Origin of the sequence: Pseudomonas sp. YNh (genome assembly GCF_037993085.1) — a bacterium.
In the GTDB taxonomy this organism is placed as follows: domain Bacteria; phylum Pseudomonadota; class Gammaproteobacteria; order Pseudomonadales; family Pseudomonadaceae; genus Aquipseudomonas; species Aquipseudomonas putida.
The window spans coordinates 12,345-35,718 of the sequence record NZ_JBBMRJ010000039.1 but is presented as its reverse complement, the minus strand read 5'-3'; the positions used below and the strand labels follow the sequence as shown (position 1 = coordinate 35,718).

The window sequence follows — 23,374 nt, the reverse complement described above, 5'->3', positions numbered from 1 at the left end:
GAACCCCAATGCTGCAGGAGGATTGATCCAGTGGTTGATGCTTTCGCACACGCGTGCTGCAGCGGGTTCGAGAACGCCGCTAGTGGTGGTATCCAGGGGTTGGATGCCGCCAAGGAAAAGAGACTCGCGCTCGTGCGAGTGTTGAAATAGGCCTCAGGGAAAGGTGTTCACTGACTCTGCGGCAATGGATGCTAGGAGCTATTTCATGGGTGCTGCAGTAGCTGAGAAATCAGTGATGTTCGATCAGATTCGCACGGTTGCCGGAGATCTGTTTAGCCAGGCTGGCTACAAGGGAATGGGCATGCGGAGCCTCGCTGCCGCAGTAGGCATCCAGGTTGGCTCGCTCTACAACCACATTGAAAGCAAGCAGGCGCTGTTGTTTGAGTTGATCAGTGACTACGAACTCAATCTCCTCCAGATCTTGAAAAGCAGGGCGTTAAGCAAATGCACCGGCCCAGTACAAATGAATGCTCATCTCTGGGAAAAGGTATCTGCATACGTTTCTGAAAGCCGAAATCTGGCCAAGCTGGCGAGGGCGGAGCTACGTCATTTGAGTGATGCTCAAGCATCATCGATCTCGGAGATTCGTCAGCATCAACAGGTGCAGCTGCAGCGCCTTGTGTCTCAATCGGCAGGTGAGGTGGGACTGAGCGATGAAGGGCTGGGGCGCCTCAGTGAAGAACTACAGGTACTGCTGGACTGCTTCATCAAGCTGGAGGCAGACCCCTCGGCAGATCCAACCTGGTATGTCAGAGGGCAGTTGAAAAGAATGGCGGCGATGTTACTGGTTAGGCGGGACTGATCTGCGCTGTCAACGTCGAGACTTGAGCGGAGCTGCGGCGCTAATATGGGCTGCACGCTATGCGTTCATGACCTCTCACTGCTTTGCAGTACGGTCATTGCCCATGACATAGCGGGCCAGTCGGAAAAAAACCGAGCTACACGATAACTTCAGGCCTACGGTATTAAGAAGAAACCTTCAGGCTTGATTCTCATGCTTCGCTGTCGATAAGCGATCGGCATAGCTCAATAATGCTGTCCCTATTGACGGTTGGATCATCGACGCTCCACGCCAGGCCCAGCCCAATGTATCGCTCGAGCCCCTCAACCTCGCGCAGCTCAAAGTTTTGCCCGGGAATGGATTTAACCCATTCGGGAACGAACCCTACACCAATCCCAGCGGTAATCATGGCCAGCATCGCTTGGGTGTCGTTACAGCTGTAAATCACTCGTTGATTCAGGTCGTACTTCTTGAATTCCTCAGGGAAATTCTCATCGGTCTCGGATTTGTACGCCCTTGAGAACGCGATAATTTTCTGCTTTCGCAAATCGTCCGGTGTGATGGAGCTCTTAGCGCTCAGTGGGTTTTTCCGTGCGATTGCTAGCAAGTATTTTTCACGATGGATGGACTGCCAGCGTAGAGAACCAATGTTTTCGACCGGACGAATGAACCCGAGATTTATGTTGCCACGCTCTATCTCTCTGACGATGCCCACCGTGTTGCCGTTGTGAATATGGATTCGAGCATCCGGGAAGCGTTGATTGATTCTCGCAATGAAATCGGGGAGCACACCGAACGTTGCAGGATAAATGGTACCGATAGTGATCTGACTGATGTCCTTACCTGCGACTGCTTGGGTAGCAAGGCAGGTGCGGTCGATGTCACGCAAAATGTCGATGCACCGTGAATTGAAAAGTATCCCGGCTTCTGTCAATTGCACGCGTCGGGTTGACCGTGTGAGTAGTGGAACACCTAGCTGCTTCTCAAGCGCTTGAATTTGAGCCGTCACGGCTGGTTGGGCGATCTGCAGCCGGATGGCCGCTCGGCCAAAATGCAATTCTTCCGCGACGGCCAGGAAGGTCTTGATTTGCCGTAGATCCATTGTCTGCTCCCAAGGTGGCTGCTCTTGATTTATAGACAAAGCGGATGAATGTCAAATTGATTGATCACTTCATTGGATGAGTGATGGTGCTAGGCAGCGATCTGTGTCCCACCGGGCCTGCTGTTTCAATCGCGCAGGTGATTGATAGAAATTTATGATTAATGGTTGATTATTATTATTGGATGCCTGTCTGATCGGGACGATAGCTTAGGGGCTCGATCCTAACCTTCAGCTCGTGAGGAAAAAGAGCATGCTGACCAAGAACAAGATCACGACTAGTCCAAACGGCAGTAGCGTTTGTGCGGACATCGTAGGGTTCGACTTCAACGACTACGATGCTCAAGATATCGCCGAAGTGCGCAAGATCTGGCTCCAGTACGGGATTGTCCGTTTCCGTGATATCGACATCACCGATGAGCAGCACATCAAATTTTCCCACCACTTCGGCGAAGCGGTTATTCACCCGAAGCAGCTGCAAGAGGGCGCTCATCCGACGCAAAAAGAGATTCTGGTCATCGCCAACACCACAAAAGATGGTAAGCCCTCAGGTGCTCTGGGTAACAGCGAAGCGACCTGGCACACCGATACGTGGTTTTACGAGCGTCCACCTGCAGGCGCGTTGCTGCGGGCCATTGCACTTCCGCCTGCTGGCGGTGACACCTATTGGGTATCGATGTATCAGGCCTACGAGACCCTGCCTTCCTATTTGCTCGATGCAGTCAAAGGCCGGCAGATTTTCTTCCAGAGCGTCTATGACTCGGCGGGCGATCTGCGTCTGAACAGACAGCTGCCCAAATCGGACGATATCCGTGAATGGCCGGGGATTGTTCACCCGCTCGTGCGGGTGCATGGAGACAGTGGCCGGCAAGCTCTGTTCTTGGGGGCAAAGGGTGTGCGAGAGCAAGACTCCTGGATCGTAGGTTTGCCAATGGATGAAAGCAACGATCTCGTTGCCCAGTTGTGGCAGCACACTTTGAAAGGTGAGGTGTTTGTGCAGAAGTGGCGTCTTGGTGACATGGTTATGTGGGACAATCGCTGCACCATGCATCGTCGCGACTCGTTCAGCCCCGAGCACATTCGCATTATGCACCGCACTACCACTGCAGGTGAGCGCCCGGTGTAACCGGCGAATTAAGGTTGCGAGTTCCTTAGCCCTGATTTGGCCTGGTTTTTCTCGAGTTGTACCTATGCCGGGTCAAGTTTCGGGGGGGGGCTTCGCCTTCTATCATAAGACTTGTAATTGGCTAATCACTTTGTGAGTAGCCAATTATATGTGTTCAGGCCTCAATAATTAAGTTTCGCTCTGGGTGTTAATAACTCACCTCATTTAAAAAGCGCCAACCTCTTTCCTGACTAACCTTCAACTGATGACAGGGTGCACACAGTGCACCTCGACCGTCGTTCGCCTAAGGCTCCCGCACAGCGAGTCAATTTCCGTTTCCTTCCCACTCCTGAGTCATCGCCGAATGTCCTAGGGGCTGCCTTTTTCGTGTGGGCCACTCTGTTTACTCGATTGCGCTCTAAGAGTTTACATCTTGGGCTTGCCTTTCCAAATGTGCTCAAGATACCTGCACTGAATCAATCCTGAGTCGTTACGTACAGGCGGCTAGGTAACACTCCTACTCACCACAATGGCGCACCACGCTTCGGGATAGTGCGTGATGATACGGATGTCTACGTTGCCTTTGATGAAAGTATAGCTTTACAGCATTAGCCTATGTGTATAGGCAATAGTTGGGAGTAAATGAAGATTTAATAGGCCCGTAAACAAAGGGCTTAGCACTTTGCTGGCACCGTTCTTGCTATTTTGTTGTGTGCGTATCAGATGCTCAATAGGGAAATTGAAATCCATTGTATGTGGGTGGGGTTTATTTGTGCGCCAAACGAAACATATAAAAAATGCCAATCAAGAATAAGCAGAGTTTATAGAGACGGAGTGGCGGTGGTGACAAAAGTAAAAAGAATACTGGCTGCTTTTGCATGCGGCACCCTGGCCCAACAAGGCTACGCAGTAGGTTTCCTTGACGATAGTAAGGCGTCCATCAGTTCTCGCACCTTGTACTACGATGGGGATCAAAGGAGTACCGGTGGCGTGGATCAACGGCAAACATTGACGGGGTTAAGGCTTGACTTCCAGTCTGGGTACACCCAGGGAGCGGTAGGGCTGGGGGTAGATTTGCAGGCGCTTGCAGGGTTCAACTTAAGCGGTGGCAGTTCACCACATGATGCCTCCACGGTAAATACTGTTTCCCCAGTAAAGACTGACGGTTCTCCTGTCGATAACTGGTCTAGAATCGGAGGAAACGCTCGCTTCAAATACTCGAAGACTGAAGTAAAGGCTGGTAATGCGCTGGCCTTCAATCTTCCTGTGCTCATTTCAAACGACGGTCGCCTGTTGCCTGCAAACTTCCAAGGGGCTGCAGTGACGTCTAATGAGTTCGACAACATCACTCTGACCGGCGGATTCTTGAATCGTGCTATTGGTCGAGCATCTAGCAACTGGGCAGGAATCGCTGGCGGAGGGAGCAAGGGTAGTGATGGTTTCACGTTTGCTGGAGGTGATTGGAACGTCAGAAAAAACTTAAAGCTGCAGTACTACCATGCCCAGCTAGAAGATTACTACAACCAAAACTTCTTCGGACTCATTCATTCGCTTGATGTTGGTGTTGGTCGATCGTTGACAACCGACTTAAGGTACTTTAAGAGCGATTCTGACGGTAAGAACGGCACGGATAGCCGTTATGCCATGCGCACCGGCTATAACGAAAATGGGAAGATCGACAATAAAACTTGGTCGCTGGCCTTCACCTACAAAGATGGAGGTCACGCGCTGACCTTGGGGCATCAACAAGTCAGTGATAAATCTGGCTTTGCAACTGTCAACAGCAGCAATGTGGTCGACGGTCGAGGTCGACCAGAGGGTGAGGGGGGCGTTCAGTCGCTGTACCTCTACACTGACGTTATGGTGAACAGCTTCATTCGTGCGGGCGAAAATTCAACCTTTGGTATTTATAGCTACGATTTCGCAGCCTTGGGTGTTCCGGGTCTAAAGGCGGGTTGGACATATGTAAGTGGTAAAGATATTCGCGGTACGGGTAATACGACGACAGGTAGATACAGTGAATGGGAAAGTGACTACCGTCTAGATTATGTTGTGCAGTCTGGAACATTCAAAGGCCTTGGCTTTACCCTCCGTAAGGGTATCTTTAGGACAGAGCTACCGGCCTCGACATTAAAGGATCAGGATCAAGTTCGGCTGTTCGTTAACTATACTTATGCGCTCTGGTAAAGCCGGCTAGGTATGTCTGGGTGGCGTTCGAAGTCATCGATCTTAGTTGTTTTGATCAGTGATTTCGTTCGTTGCCGTGCCAGTAAATAGCATGCTGAATTCATGTGTTCAGTGACGATGCTGGCGCTGCGCTGGAGTGGCGTATAAGGAAAAATTATAGGGTGGTGCGATTTTTTGATTATCTATGATGGTCTAGGTGCCACAAACTGAACCTACAGCATTCATCAAGGGCAGTCAGCCCCATCGGATCTGCCCCACCAATGGATGCAAGGGGCTGAGTCAGCACTGCAGGACGCAACGTAGGCAACCGCTGAGGATGCGCTCTGTAAGGTCTAGCCTGGTTGTACCAGGCTAAATCTGCCAGATGGTTAGGGTATTTACTGAGCGCGACGGATATCAAACAAAACCGTCTGCGATAGGGAGTACATATGCCTATTAAATTAAGGCAGATCGAAGCGTTTAGGACGGTCATGCGGGAGGGCAGCATGGTACGTGCTAGTGCGGCTATGGCCGTGACCCAGCCTGCGATCAGCTATATGATTTCTGGTCTCGAAACTGCCGTTGGTTTTCCCCTTTTTAGCAGGCAAGGAGGAAAGCTTAGTGCAACGCCAGAGGCAATCCAGTTACTAGCCGAGGTTGACCGGCTCTATCAAGGGCTCGAGTCCGTAGAGGCAGTAGCCTATAAAATCGCGAATTATGGCAACGCTGAGTTGCGTATCCTCATTACCCAAGCATTGTCCGCTGGGCGGATTGTGAACGGTATTGGAAAATTTGCAGCGTTGCATCCAGGCATAAAAATTGACTTGGACGTTGAGCATCGAGCGCTCATTACCCATCGAGTCAATTCAGGTCAGGCAGATCTCGGCATACTGTCGATCTCGAGTGGTCTCGAAGACCAAAGCTCGACGTTGTTTAGCAGCCCAATTATTTGTGTGGCGTCACCCACTGCTCAAATTTCGCAAGCCTCGACAGTTACCGCTGCGCAGCTGGCGGGAGTCCCCTTGGTAGGGCTCAAATCAAATGGACTCATACGGCCAATGGTCGATCAATGGTTCCATGAGGCTGGAGTGACGCCTAATTATACGATCGAAGTCGGTGGAGCCGGCACGGCTATTGAGTTGGTCAGAGGCGGCCTCGGAGTTACTTTTGTAAGTAGTTTCAGCTTAATGGAGCGGGCTGACAGTCAGCTTCAATCCTTTGAGTTGGAAAAGTCGCTGGAACTTAAGATTGGGGTTATCACCTCATCGTCTGTGCATCCAAACAGGGCGGCGCATGCGCTAGTTCAATATCTGACGCAACTATATTCGGAAAGTGTGTCGGGTGACTGTTCCTGAGGCGCCTGCCTCAAGTGTTAAGCAAATAGTGAGGGTTGATTGTGAAAGTTTCTCTTATTCAGGTGAATTCGGTACAGGATAAAGCGTTTAACTTGGCCGAAGCTGATCGTCTTGCGCGAGAGGCAATTGATCGCGACGGTTCACGTCTGGTTGTCTTCCCTGAGCACTTTGATTGGGCTGGCGGTACGCCTGAGCAAAAGATCGCAGCTGGTGAGCCTCACACTGGTGGGCCGGCATATGAGATGTGCAGAAAGCTAGCGCAGGACTGCAACGTCTACGTTCACACCGGTAGCTTCTACGAAAGCACTCCAGACGGCAGCCGCGTTTACAACACCTCCGTCGTCTTTGATCCCAAAGGTAATGAGTTGGGTCGTTACCGCAAGATCCACCTGTTCGATATCGTAACCCCGGACGGTATGCGCTATGGCGAGTCCAGCGCAGTAGCGCCAGGTACCGAGGTGACGGTAGTCGATATTGACGGTCTGAAGTATGGCTTTGCCATTTGCTATGACATCCGCTTCCCAGAGCTTTTCCAAAAGCTTGTTGCATTGGGTGCTGACGTCATCGTGCTACCAGCAGCATTCACGCTTCAAACGGGCAAAGACCACTGGGATGTGCTCTGTCGCGCACGGGCAATTGAAACACAGTGCTACTTCCTGGCTCCAGGTCAAACGGGCCCATTTGAACAGTCGGGTGAGACTCGCTACTCCTACGGCCACTCACTTGTCTGCGATCCTTGGGGGCATATCATCGCCAAAGCGTCCGATGGCGTGGGCTATGTGACTGCAAATATCGAACCTGAGCGCATTGCAGCAGTTCGCAAGCAAATTCCACTTGCCTCCCACAAGGTACTTTAAAAATGAAAAAGTTCCTCATAGGCGATATGCCGGATCCAATCAGCCCTGAGCTGGAAAAAATTCTACTTGAGGTCGAGACCGCTACCGTTGGTCATCTTCGTCACTGGGGATTCATGGATGGCGAAATTCAAGCGCTGGGTAATAGTAAGCGCGTCGTGGGTACGGCGGTCACTTTGGCACTTCCTGCTCAAGATTCTACGTTGTTGCACTACGCCACCAGCTTGATCAAGCCGGGTCACATTGTGGTGATCGATCGTTTGGGTGATCGCAAGCATGCTTGCTGGGGAGGAGGGGTCACGCAGGCAGCTGTGACTGCTGGTGCAAGCGCCGCAGTCATTGACGGCATGTGTACCGACCCACATGAAATTCAAGAGCATGATTTCCCGGTCTGGAGTCGCGGCGTGTCTCCGATCACAACTCGAATCTATGGCTTGGGCGGCAAGTTGAACATGCCTGTCTCCTGTGGTGGTGTGGCTGTATGTCCCGGCGACATCGTGATCTGCGATGAGAACGGAGTCCTTGTCTTGAGCCCTTCAGAAGTTGATGACGTTGTGCAAACGGCATTGGCTAAACAGGTTCGAGGTGTAGAGAACTGCCGACGGATCAGAGAAGGGGAAAAGCTCGGCGACTTGTCGGGTGCGACAGCGATTGTAGAAGCAGATGCGTAGCCGGATTTGATTCGCGCTTCAAACCTTGCTATGCGGGATGGAAAATAAAAACGAATCAATGCCCCGTACGGTGAAATTACGTGCGGTGCCATCACTCGATAGAAGAAAAATCATGACTAAAACAATATCTACCAGAAAAACCTGGTTCGCCGTGGCCACTTCTGGAAGTGGAAACTTGTTGGAAGTTTACGATTTTGCAGTCTATGCATTTTTTGCTACGACCATTGCTAAGTTGTTCTTTCCAAACGTAGATGAAACAACATCCTTGCTGCAGACGTTTGCGGCTTACGGCGCCGGCTTCATCGCTAGGCCGCTTGGTAGCTTCGTAATTGGTCGAATTGGTGATAGGAGAGGGCGCAAGCCCGCGATGTTGCTGACGATTATTTGCATGGCCATCGGCAGTATTGGTATTGGTTTGATTCCGACTTATGAAACTATTGGTGTTGGTGCGCCGATTTTGTTGGTGGTGTTGAGATGCCTTCAAGGGTTCGCCGCAGGTGGCGAATGGGGTACATCTGCCTCCTACATCGTAGAGTGGTCTCCGGCAGGTCGAAAAGGGTTTTTTGGAAGCTTCCAGAGCGTCAGCTCTTCTGGAGGGGCGCTGCTGGCATCCCTGGTGGCCTCGGCTCTTTTGCTGATCCCTGCTGAAGACCTCTTGGACTGGGGATGGCGAGTTCCATTCATCGCTGGCGGTTTGGCGATCTTTGCTTTCAGTCTGTTCCTGAGGGCTCATGCCGAAGAGACCCCTGAGTACGTCAATAGTAAAACGGAAGTGGTAAATCCGACCGAAACCAAGCCCTATGTACTTGGCTTGCAAGCATTTGGCTTCACCATTTTCTGGACGACTCTATCCTATCTGGTTTCTGCGTACATGGTAACCTACACGCAGAGTCACGCAGGTCTCACCAGGACTGAAGCACTGATCTCTAGCAACATTGCACTGCTCCTTCAGATCATGCTGATTCCGGTTGCGGGCGCTCTGTCCGACCGATTCGGGCGCAAGCCGCTGCTCCTCCTGGGTTGCGTCGGTACAGCTACACTGGCTTACCCGATTCTGAACATGATGTCTGGTGGTGCAAGCTTCCATCAGGTTGTCATGCTGCAATGTTGCTTGAGCGCACTGTTTGCAATGTACTCAGGCCCAGGGCCAGCAACTATCTGTGAGATTTTCCCGACTCGCCTGCGCAACACCTGGATGACCGTGGGATACACGTTGGCAGTATGTTGCTTTGGCGGTTTCGCACCGATGATCTCGACGTGGTTGATCTCTGTAACAAAAGTTGCGGCATCCCCAGCGTTCTTGCTCATTCCTGCTGCTGTCGTGTCGGCCCTGGTGATTCTGAAGCTGCCTTCCAGCCGTATCAGCGGTTTTAAGCCCACCGCTAGGGCAGGAGCATCCTACTGAGCCACATAGCGTCTTCGACTCCTGCATTTCGAGCAATCAACATGGTTAGGAGGGGGGGGCGACGAGGCTCAATGGCATCTCTTTAGAGATATTGACTGAGCGTGACTGCAATGTCCGCTCAGTTTTTTAGTTGGTGCAGCTTATTTTGATTGATCTCGTTGAAGTTCGACTTTCTAACGCGCTTGGAAAATAGAGAGAGGCGCTAGAAAAGCTTATTAACTTCGGATTAGCAAGTGAGCGGGGAGCATGTTTAAAATCTCTTTTTTTGCATGGTCAATGAACGGTTTTAGTATAAGAGTGGATGAGTTTCTCTGAGAGATTACTATGGAGTAAACATTCCTGATGGCAGGCTCGAAATTTATAAATTTTACGCCATTGCCTGTATAACCACAGGCCGTTAGCGGGTCGATAATAGAAATGCCGACGCCTGCTTCAACCAGCTGCAGGACTGCAGCAGAGGTTTGTGTTTCACAGTTTATATGCCGTTTCACGCCATGAGACAGCATCAAGGAGTCGATCCTCATCCGGGATTCCATAAGTGGCATCATGGAGATGAATCGTTCGCCTTCAAAATGCTCTGGTCGTAAGACTCTTTTCGTCGCAAGACTGTGATTTTTTGGCACAGCCGCCACCATTTTTGCGGATACCAGCGTCTCACTGTTTCCCGATTTAGTTGAGCGTGCCGGAAACATGGCGAACCCCAGGTCGCATTGATCCCTTTGCACCATGTCCAGAACTGTGGGAGAACTGTGCATACGCATTGAGACAAGCGCTTCGGGGTGGGCCACCGTGAAGCTATGAATCGCGCGCGGCAGAAACGAGAGCGCCATGCTTGGCGCCGCAGCTATTTCCAGCCGTCCCATTTTTAAAGACTTTATGTTAGTAGCCGCATTAGCGATGCGCTCGATGCTTAGCAATGATTGCTCGACATCTTTGACGAGCAGAGCCGCTTCAGGCGTCGGTATCAGTCGCCCTTTAGTTCTTGTGAAGAGAGTAAGGGCTATCCGCTCTTCTAGATCGGCAATCAACCTCGTGACCACCGGCTGAGTCACCTCAAGCATTTCTGCCGCGCCAGTAACCGATTTTCGCACCATGATCGCCCGAAACGCTTCAAGGTGACGAAGAGTGATCCTGTTCTCCATAGCACACCACCAATCGATAGCATAAAGACATGAGCTTTTAGCTTACGGTAGCGACTTGCACTTATCAAAAGCTTTTCGAGGCCAGTTGCAGCGGGTCTAAGCAGCTATCTCATCTATTCTAAAGAAACATTCCTTACCATCTACCACTCGGCAAGCTTGTTTCGAGGCGCGCATCGTTTGGTGGGAATCGGAAAGAGTCCCTCATGAACTGATCGGGTGGGCGCGCAGGGCAGGTCAGTGCGCAGTCACGGGAGGGTAGTTGTCAATTAGTGCTACTGCGTCGTATTTGCGTTTACGTCAAATAGGATTCTACTTCCCAAATGTTACGGAAGGTAGCGGTTTGAGTGACGACGTTTCATTTTGGAGCGCTTCATGCCCTGTTACGTCCACGCGCGGTGCATTTGAATGGAAGAGTTCTCATCTTCCATATGAAAAAGACATTGTTTGATGTTTTTGTGGCTATGGAGTAAGCAACTATAAAAATAAAAAACCAATAAAATCATGTAGATATGATCGGCTGGCCCACCCATTGCTAAAAAACATACAGGTGAAGGGGCCGAACCATGCCCCTCCGACCTAGCCACGCTGAGCGATCTGACTGGTTGAAATCAGCATCATTACTTCCGGAGTCGTGAAAATGAAATCATTAGGTTTGGCCCTCCGAACGAGCGCTGTTGCCGCGTTGATAACGCTGTCAGGGGTCAGCCCTTTGGCACTGGCCCAAGATGACGTACGGGCAACCATCTCGGTCAGCCCAGGTATTGCTGATATCACCAGTCTTGACCCTCATCGCGCCTCGCTGATCGGTGATAAGGGTATCGTCGCCGAGATGTTCAATGCTTTGGTGCGCTTCCCGCCAGGTAGTTCGGATCCTGCTGCCTTGGAGGCCGACCTTGCCGAGCGCTGGGAAAGTTCTGACGATAAGAAGGTTTGGACGTTCTTCCTGCGAAAAGGGGTGATGTTCCACGGTGGTTATGGCGAGCTCAAGGCTAGCGACGTGGTTTATTCCCTTGAAAGGGCATCAGACCCGAAGCGCTCCAGTTTTTCAGCGAACTTCACTGTCATAGACAAAGTCGAGGCTTTGGACGACTACACGGTTAAGGTAACTCTTAAGTACCCGGATACCGCGTTCCTTGGCCGAGTTTCAAACTACCACGGCGGCCAGATTGTCAGTAAGGCGGCGGTCGAGAAGCTGGGCGAGCGCTATGGCCAAGCGCCGATCGGAACTGGGCCGTTCGCCTTTGGTGAGCATATCACCCAGCAGTATGTAAAATTGGTGGCTAACGATCAGTACTTTCGCGGCAAGCCGAAGCTTGGCGCAATTGTGTATCGGATGATTCCTTCCGACAGTGCTCGTGAGTTGGCGTTTGCATCCGATGAGCTTGATCTGATGCTGGGTAAGCGTGAGCAGCGCTGGGTAGAGAGAAGCAGGGCGCGTGGTGTGACCGTGGACGTTTTCGAGCCTGCGGAATTTCGTACCCTCTTCCTTAACCGGAATATCAAGCCGTTAGATGATATCAAGGTTCGTCAAGCTATTGCGGCGTCGGTCAATATCGATGAAATCATTCGCTATGCCGGTAAAGATGTCGCTGATGGCGGATGCTCCGTTGTACCTAATGGTTACCAAGGGCTCGATTGCAGCGCCGGCCCATACGCCTACGATCCTGCGCACGCGAAAGCCCTTCTGGCCAGCGCTGGCTATCCCAATGGGTTGAAGCTCAAAGCAGTGGTTTCGAACGCGGCACCGCAACTGCCAATTATGGAAATCATTCAGGCGCAGTTGGCCAAGGCGGGCATTAACCTGGAGATGGAGGTCGTGGATCATGCGACTTACCAAGCCAAAAGCCGTCAGGATCAAAGCGCAATCGTGTTTTACGGTGCCGCCAGGTACCCAGGCGCGGACTACTGGCTCACTGAGTTTTATGATTCGGCGTCTGCCATCGGCGCGCCTGCCGCGATGTCGAACTTCGGGCACTGCACTGTAGCTGATGATGCCATTCGCAAAGCCCGGGTAGAGGCGGATCCTCAGACTCAGCTCGATTTGTGGAAGAAAGCGCAGGTTCAGATTCACGACGACGTTTGCGCAATCCCTTTGTTTGGTCTTAAGCAGGTCTGGGCGAAAGCTGCCAGCGTGGATTATGGATACGTTCTGCAAGGCGCTTTGAATCTGCAGCCCCCAGTGACCGAACTCACTACTGTGAAGCGTGGTGGCCAGTAAATGACTCCGCAATTTGATGTGATCATCGTTGGCGGAGGCATGGTAGGTGCCGCTATCGGCTACGGCCTCGCAGGTGGTAAGCGGCGTATTTTGATGCTGGATGGAGCTGATACCGATTACCGCGCGGCCAAGGCCAATTTTGGTCTGGTGTGGGCTCATGGCAAGGGGATGCGAGACCCTGACTACCAGCGGCTGTCGCTCAACGCGGCCAAAACATGGCCAGCATTTGCATCGCAGCTTGAAGAAGAAAGCGGAATCTCGCTGGACTACGAGCAGAAGGGTGGCTTGAACTTCTGTCTGAGTGATGACGAGTTTGAGGCTCGAGCTAAGGCAATGGATGGCTGGAACAGGCAAACGCCAGAACTCGCCCCTTCAGCCCATATGCTGGATCGAGCTGAACTGCTGCGTCGATTCCCAACCATGAAGCTTGGCAAGGCTGTTGTTGGTGCGAGCTTTGGCGAATTCGATGGGCATGCGAACCCGCTTCGGTTGCTTGCCGCCATGCATAAAGCCTTTATGGGACGTGGCGGGCAGCTGCAGAGCAATCGCCCAGTCACCCACATTCGACGCCTTTCTGGTGGGGGCTTTGAAGTTCATGCAGGGGACTACCGTGTCCAGTGCGAGCGAATCGTAGTGGCGGCTGGACTGGGGTGCGCTGCGCTTGGGCCAATGGTGGGCCTGAACGTGCCTATTCGCCCGCAGCGCGGCCAACTGCTGGTCACTGAGCGCCTTGCACCGCTACTCCCGATCCCCGCTAGTGGATTGCGCCAAACGGCGGAAGGTACGGTGATGATCGGCGTTACGCAGGAGGAAGTTGGTTTTGACCTGGCAACAACTACCGAGGGCGCTGCGCGAATAACGCGCAAGGCTTTGAAGATTTTGCCTGAGCTTGCACAAGCCAAGTTGGTTCGCCAATGGTCTTGTCTGCGGATCATGACGCCGGATGGAAATCCTGTGTATGCGCGCTCATTGACTCACCCAGGGGCAGAGATCGCCACCTGTCACTCAGGCGTGACCTTGGCGTCCTTCCACGCCAATGAGTACGCGAAAGTCTTCGACGCCAAATCAATTCCCGCTGATTTAGAGATTTTCCATTATGGACGTTTCGATCTTCAAAAAACTTCCTGAACTGCACGCCGTCACGATCACGATTTATGTGGATGGCGTTCCAGTGATGGCTGAGCAAGGTGAAACGGTAGCAGCGGTGTTGCTGAGACAAAGCACTGCAGTCAACCGCACCTCCCCTGTGAAAGGAAGCCCGCGCGCGCCCTATTGCATGATGGGCGTTTGCTTCGACTGTCTTGCAGTAGTGGATGGGAACGCTTCTACCCAGACTTGCTTGGTGACAGTGAAAGAAGGAATGCGCGTTGAGCGGCAGTATGGCCGCCGGAGTGTAGTGTCGTGAGCCGAAAGTTTGATGTGATTGTTGTCGGTGCTGGCCCTGCCGGCATGAGTGCAGCCATTGTTCTTGGCGAGCAAGGCCTGCAGGTGCTGGTGGTGGACGAACAGCCAGCACCAGGCGGGCAGATTTGGCGTGCTGTTGAAACTGTCGCGCATACCACTGCGGGAGAAATTCTCGGGGCTGAATACAAGGTCGGCGCGGAGCTGGTACAACGCTTTCGGGCGTGCGGTGCGACGTACGAGCCTAATACTCAAGTGTGGAAGATTGAGCCTGGCTGGACTGTGTTCATCAAGCGCGATGGTGTAGCTGAAGCTGTCAGCGCCGGGCAGGTGCTCCTGGCCACCGGTGCACAAGAGCGTCCAGCCCCATTTCCAGGGTGGACTCTGCCCGGTGTCCTAACCGTCGGCGCCGCCCAGATCCTCCTTAAAACGTCTCGCCAGATCCCGGCAGAGCCCGTCTGGGTGGTGGGTAGCGGGCCGTTACCACTGCTGTACATGGCACAGCTCATTCGAGCGGGTGGCAAGGTCGCCGGTTGGCTGGACACCACCCCGCCAGGTGGGTGGCGTCGCGCGCTTCCTTGGGCAAGCTCGATGCTTGCTGAGTTCAAGGAAGTCAGCAAGGGCCTTGCGTGGTTGCATGAGATCCGCCGCTCGGGAGCTCGCCGAATCAAAGGCGTTACAGAGCTGCGAGCCCTGGGTGATGGCAAGCTTCAACAGCTTCAATTCAAGCTTAAAAGCGGGGAGCTCTGCACAGTGCCGGCGAGCGTCCTCCTCTCCCACGAAGGGGTGATTCCCTCAATTCACATTACCCAATCGCTTGGCTGCCAACACAGCTGGAGTAAACAGCAAAGGTGTTTAGTTCCAGACCTTGATGAGTGGGGGGAGACCGATCAACCGGGCATTTTCGTTGCGGGTGATGGTGCAGGAATCGGGGGGGCCAAGGCAGCGTGTGTCAGGGGTGAGCTGGCAGCAATCGGCATGGCTAAACGTGCCGGTCGTATGGCTGCAGACGCCGTTGCACAACAGACGGATGCGTTGAGCCGTCGTCTACAGACACTGTTACGCCTGCGGCCAATGCTGGATTCGATGTATCCACCGCGCGCAAGTATTTACTCCCCATCCGACGAGACGGTGGTCTGTCGCTGTGAGGAGCTGACGGCGGGCGACATTCGTAAGGCCTGCGCAATAGCCCAGCCAGGAGTCAATCAGCTCAAGGCGTTTACCCGCGCCGGCATGGGGCCCTGCCAAGGTCGACAGTGCGGTTACACCATCGCGAACATCGTTGCAGCCGAGCAACAAAAAGCAGTTGAGGATGTTGGTTTCTACCGGATCCGACCACCCCTTAAACCAATAACACTTGGGGAACTGGCCTCACTTGATGTGGAGGAGAAATTGCCATGATTCACAGCTTGAAACACCTGATGAGGCCGCCGCTTGGAGGCTTACCGCTTGCAGTGGTAGCCCAACGGCTGAGCACGACCGTGACAGTGTCAACGACTGAGCTAACGATCGATGGAGAGCTGTCATGATTCAGTTTGCGATTAAGCGACTGATGCTCGCTATTCCAACCTTGCTGGCCATGCTGACTGCTGTCTTTGTACTCGTCCGCCTGGTGCCTGGTGATCCTGCTGCAGTCATGCTCGGTGACCAGGCCAGTGCCGAATCATTGGCGGCCATGCGCGAGCAGTTGGGCCTAAATCAACCAATCGCGATGCAGTACATCCACTTCCTTGGTGACATGCTCTCGGGGAATTTTGGGGCCTCCATGACCAGCGGCAGAACAGTGCTGCAGGAGGTGTCCCTGGTGCTGCCGTGGACGCTCCAATTGACGTTTGCATCCGTACTGATTGGCCTTGTGTTCGGGTTGCCGCTTGGGGTTTGGGCGGCGCTGCGCCGCAACGCCTGGCCAGACTACGTTGGCCGCATTCTGTCATTGACTGGGTTGTCGTTCCCCGCGTTTGTGTCTGCCATGCTGATGCTGCTGGTTTTCGCCATCCATTTCCGTTGGTTCCCTGTAATCGGAAGCCTGGTCGACGGAGGATTTCTCTCCCAGCTCCACGCTCTCACGCTGCCTGCGTTGAACCTGGGGTTGATCATGACGGCCTATGTGATGCGCGTTACGCGCTCCTCGATGATCAGCGTGCTTGGGGAAGATTACATCCGCACAGCCAAAGCTAAAGGAGTTCGTCCTATGCGCTTGGTGTTGCGGCATGGCTTGCGTAACGCACTTATCCCGATTGTGACGGTTGTGGGCCTCTATTTTGGGACGCTCATCGGCAACTCCGTGTTGACCGAAATCGTGTTTAACCGTCCGGGCCTGGGGAAACTGATTCTGGGGGCTTTGAATACCCGGGATTACACCTTGCTCCAAGGGCTGATGGTCGTATTCGCACTGTGCGTGATCGTCGTAAACATCATCACCGACATCGTTTACGGGTTGGTTGATCCTCGGGTGAAAATCAAATGACTAGTCTCACTGCGCCACTCGTAGCCAAGCCCACGACACTTTGGCAAGCACTGTTTCAGAACCGCCTTTCCTGGATTGGGATTGGCCTGCTGGTGGCGATCGTTCTGGTGGCATTGTTCGCGCCTCTGATTGCGCCTCATGATCCATTGCAGCAGAACATCGCTTATCGTTTGGAGCCGCCGTCTGCAGAGTTTTGGCTCGGCACGGACACCTACGGTCGAGACGTATTGTCCCGCCTGATTTACGGGACTCGTGTGTCGTTGCTCGTTGGTTTTGTCGCCGTGCTGATCGCGATGGTTGTTGGTTCCGCGCTTGGTGTGATCGCCGGCTACGTTGGGGGCATCACAGATCGATTGATCACTGGATTGGTTGATGTGCTGTTGTCGTTTCCGACGCTGCTGCTTGGGCTCATGGTGGCCGCCATGCTCGGCGCGAGTCTTGAAAACCTCATCATTGCAATCGCCATCACCGAGATCGCGCCTTTTGTACGGATTGCGCGGGCTCCGACCATAGCCCTTAAACAACGTGATTTTGTCGAGGCTGGTCGGTCGTTGGGGTATGGCCCCGGTCGACTGATGACGGTGCACATTTTGCCGAACATGATTTCGGAAGTGCTTGTGCTCGGTGCGCTGTGGATGGCCACGGCTATTCGTACAGAAGCGTCGCTGAGCTTTATCGGACTGGGTGTTCCACCTCCCGCCCCAACGTGGGGAAGCATGATCAGGGAAGGTTTTGAGAACATTTTGGATGCGTGGTGGCTTACGGTGTTCCCAAGCCTCGCAATTCTGCTGACCGTGCTCGCGCTGAGCCTGCTGGGCGATGCACTGCGCGATGCAAACGATCCCAAAACCCGTTCGGAGCGCTCATGAGTACAATAAATACAGTTCAGGTGAACCGTGATAAGCCCGGAGCAGTCATGAGCGAGACTTCATCTAAAAACGGATCGCTTCCGTTGTGCCAGGAGACTGTACTCGAAGTTACGGGGCTCAACGTCGCATTCCGGCGAGGCGGTGGCTGGTCTCCGGTTGTCAAAGATCTCAGCTTCCGTGTGGCTCGAGGCGAGACGCTGGCAATCGTTGGTGAGTCGGGCTCGGGGAAAAGTGTTTCTGCGATGTCCATCCTGGGACTGCTCCCACCCAATACCTCCCAGGTAACTGGAAGCATTCGGCTGCAGGGGCAAGAACTGCTGAATCTTCCTGAGCAGCAGATGGCCGATATCCGGGGAAACCGGGTTGCGATGATCTTCCAGGAGCCAATGACTTCACTGAATCCGGTCATGACCATCGGTGAGCAGATTGCTGAGCCTGTGCGGTTGCACCGGGGGCTTGATGCAATCCAGGCCAAGGAGGAAGCGCTGAAGCTTATGGAGCGGGTTCGCATTCCCGCTGCACAGGAGCGTTACGACGACTACCCGCATCAGTTCTCCGGCGGGATGCGCCAACGCGTCATGATCGCGATGGCGTTGGCCTGTAATCCTGCAGTTTTGATCGCCGACGAACCGACTACAGCCCTTGATGTGACCATCCAGGCGCAAATCCTTGAGTTGATCAAGGAGCTGCAGGCGCAAGAGCACATGGCGGTGGTGTTCATCACGCATGATATGGGCGTGGTTGCACAGATCGCGGATCGTACGCTGGTCATGTATCGCGGCGACCTGGTGGAAACGGCGTCTACCTCGGAGATTTTTACGGCGCCTCAGAAACCGTATACCAAAGCATTATTGTCTGCAGTGCCCGAGCTCGGATCAATGGCAGCTGAAGCATCGCCTAAGCCGTTCCCGATCTATGACATCGCGAAAGGAACCAATGTCCCCGCGCCTGAGATGAAAGACAGCGTGCGGGTCACCAAGCCCTATCTACTGGAGGTGTCTGGCCTGACAACCCGGTTTGATGTGCGGTCTGGCTTTTTCAAGCGTGTCACTGGTCGCGTGCATGCGGTTGAGAACGTGAGTTTCAATCTCAGCCAAGGCGAGACGCTCGCGATTGTGGGGGAGTCCGGTTGCGGTAAATCGACTACAGGGCGACTCATTACCGGGCTCTTAGACCCAACGCATGGGTCGGTCAAATTGGAGGGGGTAGAGCTGGGATCTATTACACCAATGGAGCGCGCAAGAAAGATCCAGATGGTCTTCCAGGATCCGTACTCCAGCTTGAATCCACGGCAAACGGTAGCGCAAGCAATCATCGAACCGCTCCGCGTACATGGGCTCTACGATGCCAAACGCTGCGAAGAGGTGGCCGTTGAATTACTGGTGAAAGTGGGGTTGCCACCTGATGCTGCCGTGCGGTTGCCGCACGAATTTTCTGGCGGACAGCGCCAACGTGTGTGCATCGCTCGGGCTTTGGCATTGAAGCCGGGAACGATTGTTGCCGACGAGGCGGTTTCAGCCCTGGATGTGTCGGTCAAAGTCCAGATTGTGAATCTGCTGCTTGAGTTGCAGCAGCAGCTTGGCTTGGGCTTCATCTTCATCAGCCACGACATGGCAGTGGTTGAGCGTGTCAGCCACCGTGTTGCAGTTATGTACATGGGTGAAGTGGTCGAAATTGGGCCTCGGGCGGCGATCTTCAATAGTCCAAAGCACCCATACACGCGCCGTTTGATTGATGCGGTACCCATCCCTGATCCTTCACGCAAGCAAGTACAGCGCATTTCTGCCGGTAACTTGAGGACGCCCTACAAGCCTCATGATTTTGTTCCTCCTGCACGGGTATATCACCAAGCCGGCGAGGGCCACTTCTACATGGAGCCTGAGGGCGAGTGGCGCTGAGTCAGATTTAGAGGCTTGGCGAACTGACCAGTTTAGCAACGAAACGCAGTGCTGACTTCTCGGTGTTTATCTATAAACACTGGGCGGCACTGCTTTACCCAGGGTCTGGAAAATGAAGCAATTGAAAGTTGGTATTATCGGAGCAGGTGGTATCGGCCTTGCTTACGCGGCATGGATTGCAAATCGTGGGCACGCAGTCACTGTATGGAATGGTCGATCTACAGGTGAGGCTTCTTCGGGTCGTAGGAAGTTGCAAGCAATTGGTGTGTTCGAAGGCAGTGTTAACGTTGATCATGTAAGCAATGTGAAGGACGTTGTCTCAGAGGCAGATGTAGTGATTATCTGCTTGCCCATGAATGCGCACCGCTATGCCATTGATGCCGCGCTCCCCAGCTTGAAAAGTGGTCAAACGGTGATCGTCAGCTCCATGGGGTCGCTGTCGGCTCTCTATCTTCGTGAACGTGCAAATGACCTGGGAATAGACCTTGTGGTCGCCAGCTTTGGTTCAACTGCGCTTACTGCACGGCGTGTAATGGAAGACAAGGTAAATATCATGGTGCGCCGCCCATCACTGGGTGTCTCATGCTTGCCAGCTTCCAAGATTGAAGATGCATTGTATGTTTGCAATATTTTGTTCGGCAGTAGCTTCGTCGTGGATGAGAATCCGTTGTTGTCTACGATTAGCAATACCAATGCAGTTTTTCATGCGCCGCTTGCAATCCTCAATTGGACGAGGATTGAGCGAAAAGAAAGTTGGCCTCAGTATCATTATATGACATCGTATGTATCAAAAATCATTGATCAGCTCGATGCTGAGCGGATGAGCCTGGCTGCTGCATTCGGTTGGCAGGTGAAAAGCCTAGGTCAGAAACTGCAACAGTCCTTCGGTGTTCGATCCGAAGGTCTGGAGAAAATAGCAGAAGAGCTGCATGAAAAACGTGGTGGGCCGCCCGGGCCTATTGAAGTTGATACCCGATATATTTGCGAAGACGTGCCGTACGGACTCGAGTTTACCTTGGCATTGGGGCGGATCGCCAATGTGCCGATGCCGGTCACCCGAACTATTGTTGCAATGGCTGGTCTATTGCTGCCAGAAGGGTTTGCAAGCGAGAACGAACTGATTGAGGGGTTGAAGCTCGAGTCGGAGTCTATGGAAGGGTTGTTGGCTCGTGTGACAGCGGATTAAGCGTTGTCAATGAAGTCGGTTTAGAGGGGGGGCAATGGTTTGGGCGGAGCATAACCAGAATGAGTGCTTGACATTGATCGTGCTGACTCAGCGTTGCTTTTGCCTCTGCCCAGGCTTGGTTAATCAAATCTGCTTATAGGAACGCTGTGTTTTTTTATTTTACAACTTTGGCGCGTGGCGCCAGAATTGGTTCCTGTGATGTTGTGTGATCGTAAGTCGCTCACTTCATTGACGCTGCTTGCTCTGGCTCTCACCCTAAGACGCCGGGGCAAGATGATCAGATCCTTTGCTTTTTCCTTGAGCCATTCGTGGCTCAGGGATTTTTTTCGTTTTCGAGAGAATAGCTTTTAATGTGCATTCAGATTACCGCAGCGAGTGAATAGGATGTCACGCGCCCAGCTGCTTTTGGTTTTATGTGCTCAAACGCTCATGCTTGCTTCCTTTCAGGGGCTAAAATTAGCAGCGCCTCTTTATGCACTTTCAGTAGGCGTGAGCGACGGAGCGGTTGGGGCGCTAGTGGCCTTGTTCGCCGCGAGCCAAATATTTCTTGCCATCCCTATTGGACGCTACGCCGATAAAAATGGCCTGCACACTCCAATGGCCTACGCAGTAGTCGGTTCTAGTGGAATGCTCTTTATAGGTGCACTGCGTCCGGAGATCTTGATCATTTCAGTAGTTGCAGTTGTGTTGGGGGCTGCCAATTGCGTGACGCTTATCGTTATGCAACGTCACATCGGTAGGGCAGATCTGAGCGATGAGGCCCGTCGAAATTATTTTGGCTGGCTTGCGATATCACCTGCGTTATCAAGCTCTCTGGGCCCTTTGGGTGCTGGGCTTATTATTGATTTGCTGACGCCTGCGGAAGGCGATTATGTCGCATTTCAATATTGTTTTTTATTTTTGGCAGTCTTGTCCTGCGCATCTTGGGCGTTCACTCGTAAGGTAGTCGCAGCGCGAAATTTAAATGCGCCGGCTATGCAAAAGTCGCCATCGTGGGAGCTTTTGCGATCTGCCAATTTTAGAAATATATTATTTATAAATTGGCTGCAATCTACAGTGTGGGATGTGCATTCGTTCGTTGTGCCGGTGATAGGATTTAAAGCCGGATACAGCGCATCAACAATCGGGGTGATATTGGGTGGTTTTGCTTTTGCTGCAGCCGCTATAAGATTAACATTGCCAATGTTAAGTAAGCGGTTTTCGGAAAAGCAAATTATTGCTTGTTCATGTGTGGTGGCAGTGGTTGTGTTTTCACTTTACCCCTTTGCATATTCACCGGTGCTGATGTTTACGTGCTCTGCTGTGTTGGGTGCCGCATTGGGGTGTGTGCAACCCATGATATTGACAATGCTAGTTCAAGTGACGCCCCTGCATCGCCAGGGTGAGGCGTTCGGGATTAGACTGACGGCACTCAATGCGTCAAACTTCCTTGTTCCGATTGTCGCTGGTTCATTTAGTGGATTAATCGGCTTGAGCAGCATTTTTTGGCTTGTATCGGCTTTGATGATCCTGGGTATTCCGAAGATTCGCCATATCAAGATTCGCTGAGCTTTGTTTCGATATGATTGACGCGACATCTTCCTACTGCACAAGCCCGTGCAGGCGCTGACACGGTCGCGCTCGTTGTCCCACAGCATCGCTTGATAATATTCGGTCAGGTCGCATTTGCCCTCAACCATCAGAGCCAGGCAGGCCCCACGGATGAGTAAGTGTCACGGTCGCGCCTGCCGCAAGTTCTTTCGGGGTGGACAGCCCTAATCTGCTTGGTGACTCAGCAATCGCGGACACGAATATTGAAGCTGCCATATGCCCGACGTAGGCGTTTTGGCAGGGCCAGGGGAATCCATTTTCCCTGGCCCTAAGCAACCTAGCGGTTGTCTTCAGTCATCCCGCTGTCTTCGTCTTGTACCGCTTGAGATGCTTCCACTCAATGTCAGTTCAGCAAGCACCGTCAGCCGCATACCTCGAGTTGTGTGTTCTTTCGCCAACCGCGCAAATTCATGGCGCAGAGGCAGAACTGCAGGATGATCAGGGCCCAAGCCTCTGCTTGCCAGCCCCAAACGGCCCACAAGACATTGCTCGCGATGAAGCAGCAGAAGCCGACTTTTCTTCTGCCCGGACGGCGGGAGCCGATGCACCATGCTGCCAGCACGGTCATCACCATGGCTGGCCATTCCAGTAATCCGATCCAATGCTCCATGAAACCTTTCCCAACTCGTTGTTCGATGTTTGAAAGTGGAGACCTGCCAGCCTTGTGAGTGCTGGCAGGGACTGGCCATATCAGGCGGCCCGCTGCTCGCCCTTGAGCATCTTTTTCTGCGTTTCCATGGTTCGCCCAAGCTCCTCCAGAATGTCTTTGCTCAGGAGCTTCTTGGCCGATGGAAATAGCTCGGCTTCTTCTTCCTCAATGTGATGCTCCAGAAGCTCTTTCATGACCTTTACACGACCGGAAAACTCGATAGTGCCGGTTTCGGTGTGAAGCAAATCGGGAAGTACGAGGGAGTCGACAGTCCGATGCTCTTCCTTAGCCTCGTAGTACATCTTCGCTTCTTCCTTGCCTCCTGCCTGCTTGATGGCTGGATAGAGGATTTCCTCCTCGAGTGCCGTGTGAATCTGCAGCTCTTGCTCGATGCGGTGAAGCAGCTCAGCGCGTTTTTTTACAGCCCTTTCGGTGGTGGTAGATAACTCCTCAAGCAGCTTCTTTACCAGCTTGTGGTCTTGAATCAGTAAGTCGATAGCGTTCATGGCGTTACCCCA

At 52.9% G+C, this 23,374-nt stretch carries 20 protein-coding genes; 16 read left to right on the top strand and 4 right to left on the bottom strand.

Annotation, left to right across the window (positions count from 1 at the left end; all coding sequences use genetic code 11):
* Window positions 1-205: 205 nt before the first annotated feature.
* Window positions 206-802, top strand: coding sequence for a TetR/AcrR family transcriptional regulator (locus tag WF331_RS26705; RefSeq protein WP_196184760.1), 597 nt, complete (start codon window positions 206-208; stop codon window positions 800-802).
* 190 nt (window positions 803-992) lie between these two features.
* On the opposite strand, the gene WF331_RS26700 is transcribed toward WF331_RS26705, so the two are convergent.
* Complete coding sequence (locus WF331_RS26700; protein WP_340623483.1) at window positions 993-1,883, bottom strand: LysR family transcriptional regulator; 891 nt, start codon at window positions 1,881-1,883, stop codon at window positions 993-995.
* Window positions 1,884-2,133: 250 nt separating this feature from the next.
* On the opposite strand from WF331_RS26700, the gene WF331_RS26695 reads away from it, so the two are divergent.
* The 6 genes from WF331_RS26695 to WF331_RS26670 all read left to right on the top strand — a co-directional run bounded on the left by WF331_RS26695 (window position 2,134) and on the right by WF331_RS26670 (window position 9,436).
* On the top strand, window positions 2,134-3,006 hold the full coding sequence (locus tag WF331_RS26695) for a TauD/TfdA dioxygenase family protein (RefSeq protein WP_103447276.1): 873 nt from the start codon (window positions 2,134-2,136) through the stop codon (window positions 3,004-3,006).
* Window positions 3,007-3,819: 813 nt separating this feature from the next.
* Window positions 3,820-5,172 (top strand): OprD family outer membrane porin, encoded by a 1,353-nt coding sequence (locus WF331_RS26690; RefSeq protein WP_340623482.1) that lies wholly within the window; start codon window positions 3,820-3,822, stop codon window positions 5,170-5,172.
* Between the two features lie 428 nt (window positions 5,173-5,600).
* Window positions 5,601-6,506 (top strand): LysR family transcriptional regulator, encoded by a 906-nt coding sequence (locus tag WF331_RS26685; RefSeq protein ID WP_340623481.1) that lies wholly within the window; start codon window positions 5,601-5,603, stop codon window positions 6,504-6,506.
* A 41-nt stretch (window positions 6,507-6,547) separates the two neighbouring features.
* On the top strand, window positions 6,548-7,363 hold the full coding sequence (locus tag WF331_RS26680) for a carbon-nitrogen hydrolase family protein (RefSeq protein WP_060501428.1): 816 nt from the start codon (window positions 6,548-6,550) through the stop codon (window positions 7,361-7,363).
* Between the two features lie 2 nt (window positions 7,364-7,365).
* The gene (locus tag WF331_RS26675) at window positions 7,366-8,031 is read left to right on the top strand and encodes an RraA family protein (protein WP_060501426.1); all 666 of its coding nucleotides are present in this window, start codon (window positions 7,366-7,368) and stop codon (window positions 8,029-8,031) included.
* Window positions 8,032-8,143: 112 nt separating this feature from the next.
* Window positions 8,144-9,436, top strand: coding sequence for an MFS transporter (locus tag WF331_RS26670; protein WP_340623480.1), 1,293 nt, complete (start codon window positions 8,144-8,146; stop codon window positions 9,434-9,436).
* 215 nt (window positions 9,437-9,651) lie between these two features.
* Here WF331_RS26670 and WF331_RS26665 read toward each other — a convergent pair whose 3' ends face one another.
* Complete coding sequence (locus WF331_RS26665) at window positions 9,652-10,578, bottom strand: LysR substrate-binding domain-containing protein (RefSeq protein ID WP_340623479.1); 927 nt, start codon at window positions 10,576-10,578, stop codon at window positions 9,652-9,654.
* Between the two features lie 637 nt (window positions 10,579-11,215).
* Here WF331_RS26665 and WF331_RS26660 point away from each other — a divergent pair.
* The 9 genes from WF331_RS26660 to WF331_RS26620 all read left to right on the top strand — a co-directional run bounded on the left by WF331_RS26660 (window position 11,216) and on the right by WF331_RS26620 (window position 22,165).
* Entirely contained in the window at window positions 11,216-12,796 is a 1,581-nt protein-coding gene (locus WF331_RS26660; protein ID WP_103447282.1) for an ABC transporter substrate-binding protein, read from the top strand.
* Window positions 12,797-13,924, top strand: coding sequence for an NAD(P)/FAD-dependent oxidoreductase (locus tag WF331_RS26655; RefSeq protein WP_340623478.1), 1,128 nt, complete (start codon window positions 12,797-12,799; stop codon window positions 13,922-13,924).
* Window positions 13,893-14,201 carry a (2Fe-2S)-binding protein gene (locus WF331_RS26650; RefSeq protein WP_197080547.1) on the top strand — a complete coding sequence of 103 codons (309 nt, stop codon included), beginning with the start codon at window positions 13,893-13,895 and terminating at the stop codon, window positions 14,199-14,201. Before WF331_RS26655 ends, WF331_RS26650 begins: the two co-directional genes overlap by 32 nt.
* Entirely contained in the window at window positions 14,198-15,598 is a 1,401-nt protein-coding gene (locus WF331_RS26645) for an NAD(P)/FAD-dependent oxidoreductase (RefSeq protein WP_340623477.1), read from the top strand. The genes WF331_RS26650 and WF331_RS26645 overlap by 4 nt, the downstream gene beginning before the upstream one ends.
* A 124-nt stretch (window positions 15,599-15,722) precedes the next feature.
* A complete protein-coding gene (locus WF331_RS26640; RefSeq protein ID WP_041505939.1) occupies window positions 15,723-16,664 on the top strand; it encodes an ABC transporter permease in 942 nt (313 codons plus the stop codon).
* Window positions 16,661-17,533, top strand: a complete 873-nt coding sequence (locus WF331_RS26635) for an ABC transporter permease (RefSeq protein ID WP_302088393.1) — start codon at window positions 16,661-16,663, stop codon at window positions 17,531-17,533. The genes WF331_RS26640 and WF331_RS26635 overlap by 4 nt, the downstream gene beginning before the upstream one ends.
* A gap of 47 nt (window positions 17,534-17,580) precedes the next feature.
* Window positions 17,581-19,431 carry an ABC transporter ATP-binding protein gene (locus WF331_RS26630; RefSeq protein WP_340623476.1) on the top strand — a complete coding sequence of 617 codons (1,851 nt, stop codon included), beginning with the start codon at window positions 17,581-17,583 and terminating at the stop codon, window positions 19,429-19,431.
* 112 nt (window positions 19,432-19,543) lie between these two features.
* Window positions 19,544-20,617: an NAD/NADP octopine/nopaline dehydrogenase family protein gene (locus WF331_RS26625; protein WP_340623475.1), complete on the top strand. Its 1,074-nt coding sequence runs from the start codon at window positions 19,544-19,546 to the stop codon at window positions 20,615-20,617.
* A gap of 384 nt (window positions 20,618-21,001) precedes the next feature.
* Entirely contained in the window at window positions 21,002-22,165 is a 1,164-nt protein-coding gene (locus tag WF331_RS26620) for an MFS transporter (RefSeq protein WP_196184756.1), read from the top strand.
* Window positions 22,166-22,568: 403 nt separating this feature from the next.
* On the opposite strand, the gene WF331_RS26615 is transcribed toward WF331_RS26620, so the two are convergent.
* Entirely contained in the window at window positions 22,569-22,817 is a 249-nt protein-coding gene (locus tag WF331_RS26615; RefSeq protein WP_033690626.1) for a hypothetical protein, read from the bottom strand.
* 80 nt (window positions 22,818-22,897) lie between these two features.
* Window positions 22,898-23,362, bottom strand: a complete 465-nt coding sequence (locus WF331_RS26610; RefSeq protein ID WP_196184755.1) for a hemerythrin domain-containing protein — start codon at window positions 23,360-23,362, stop codon at window positions 22,898-22,900.
* Between the last annotated feature and the right edge of the window lie 12 nt (window positions 23,363-23,374).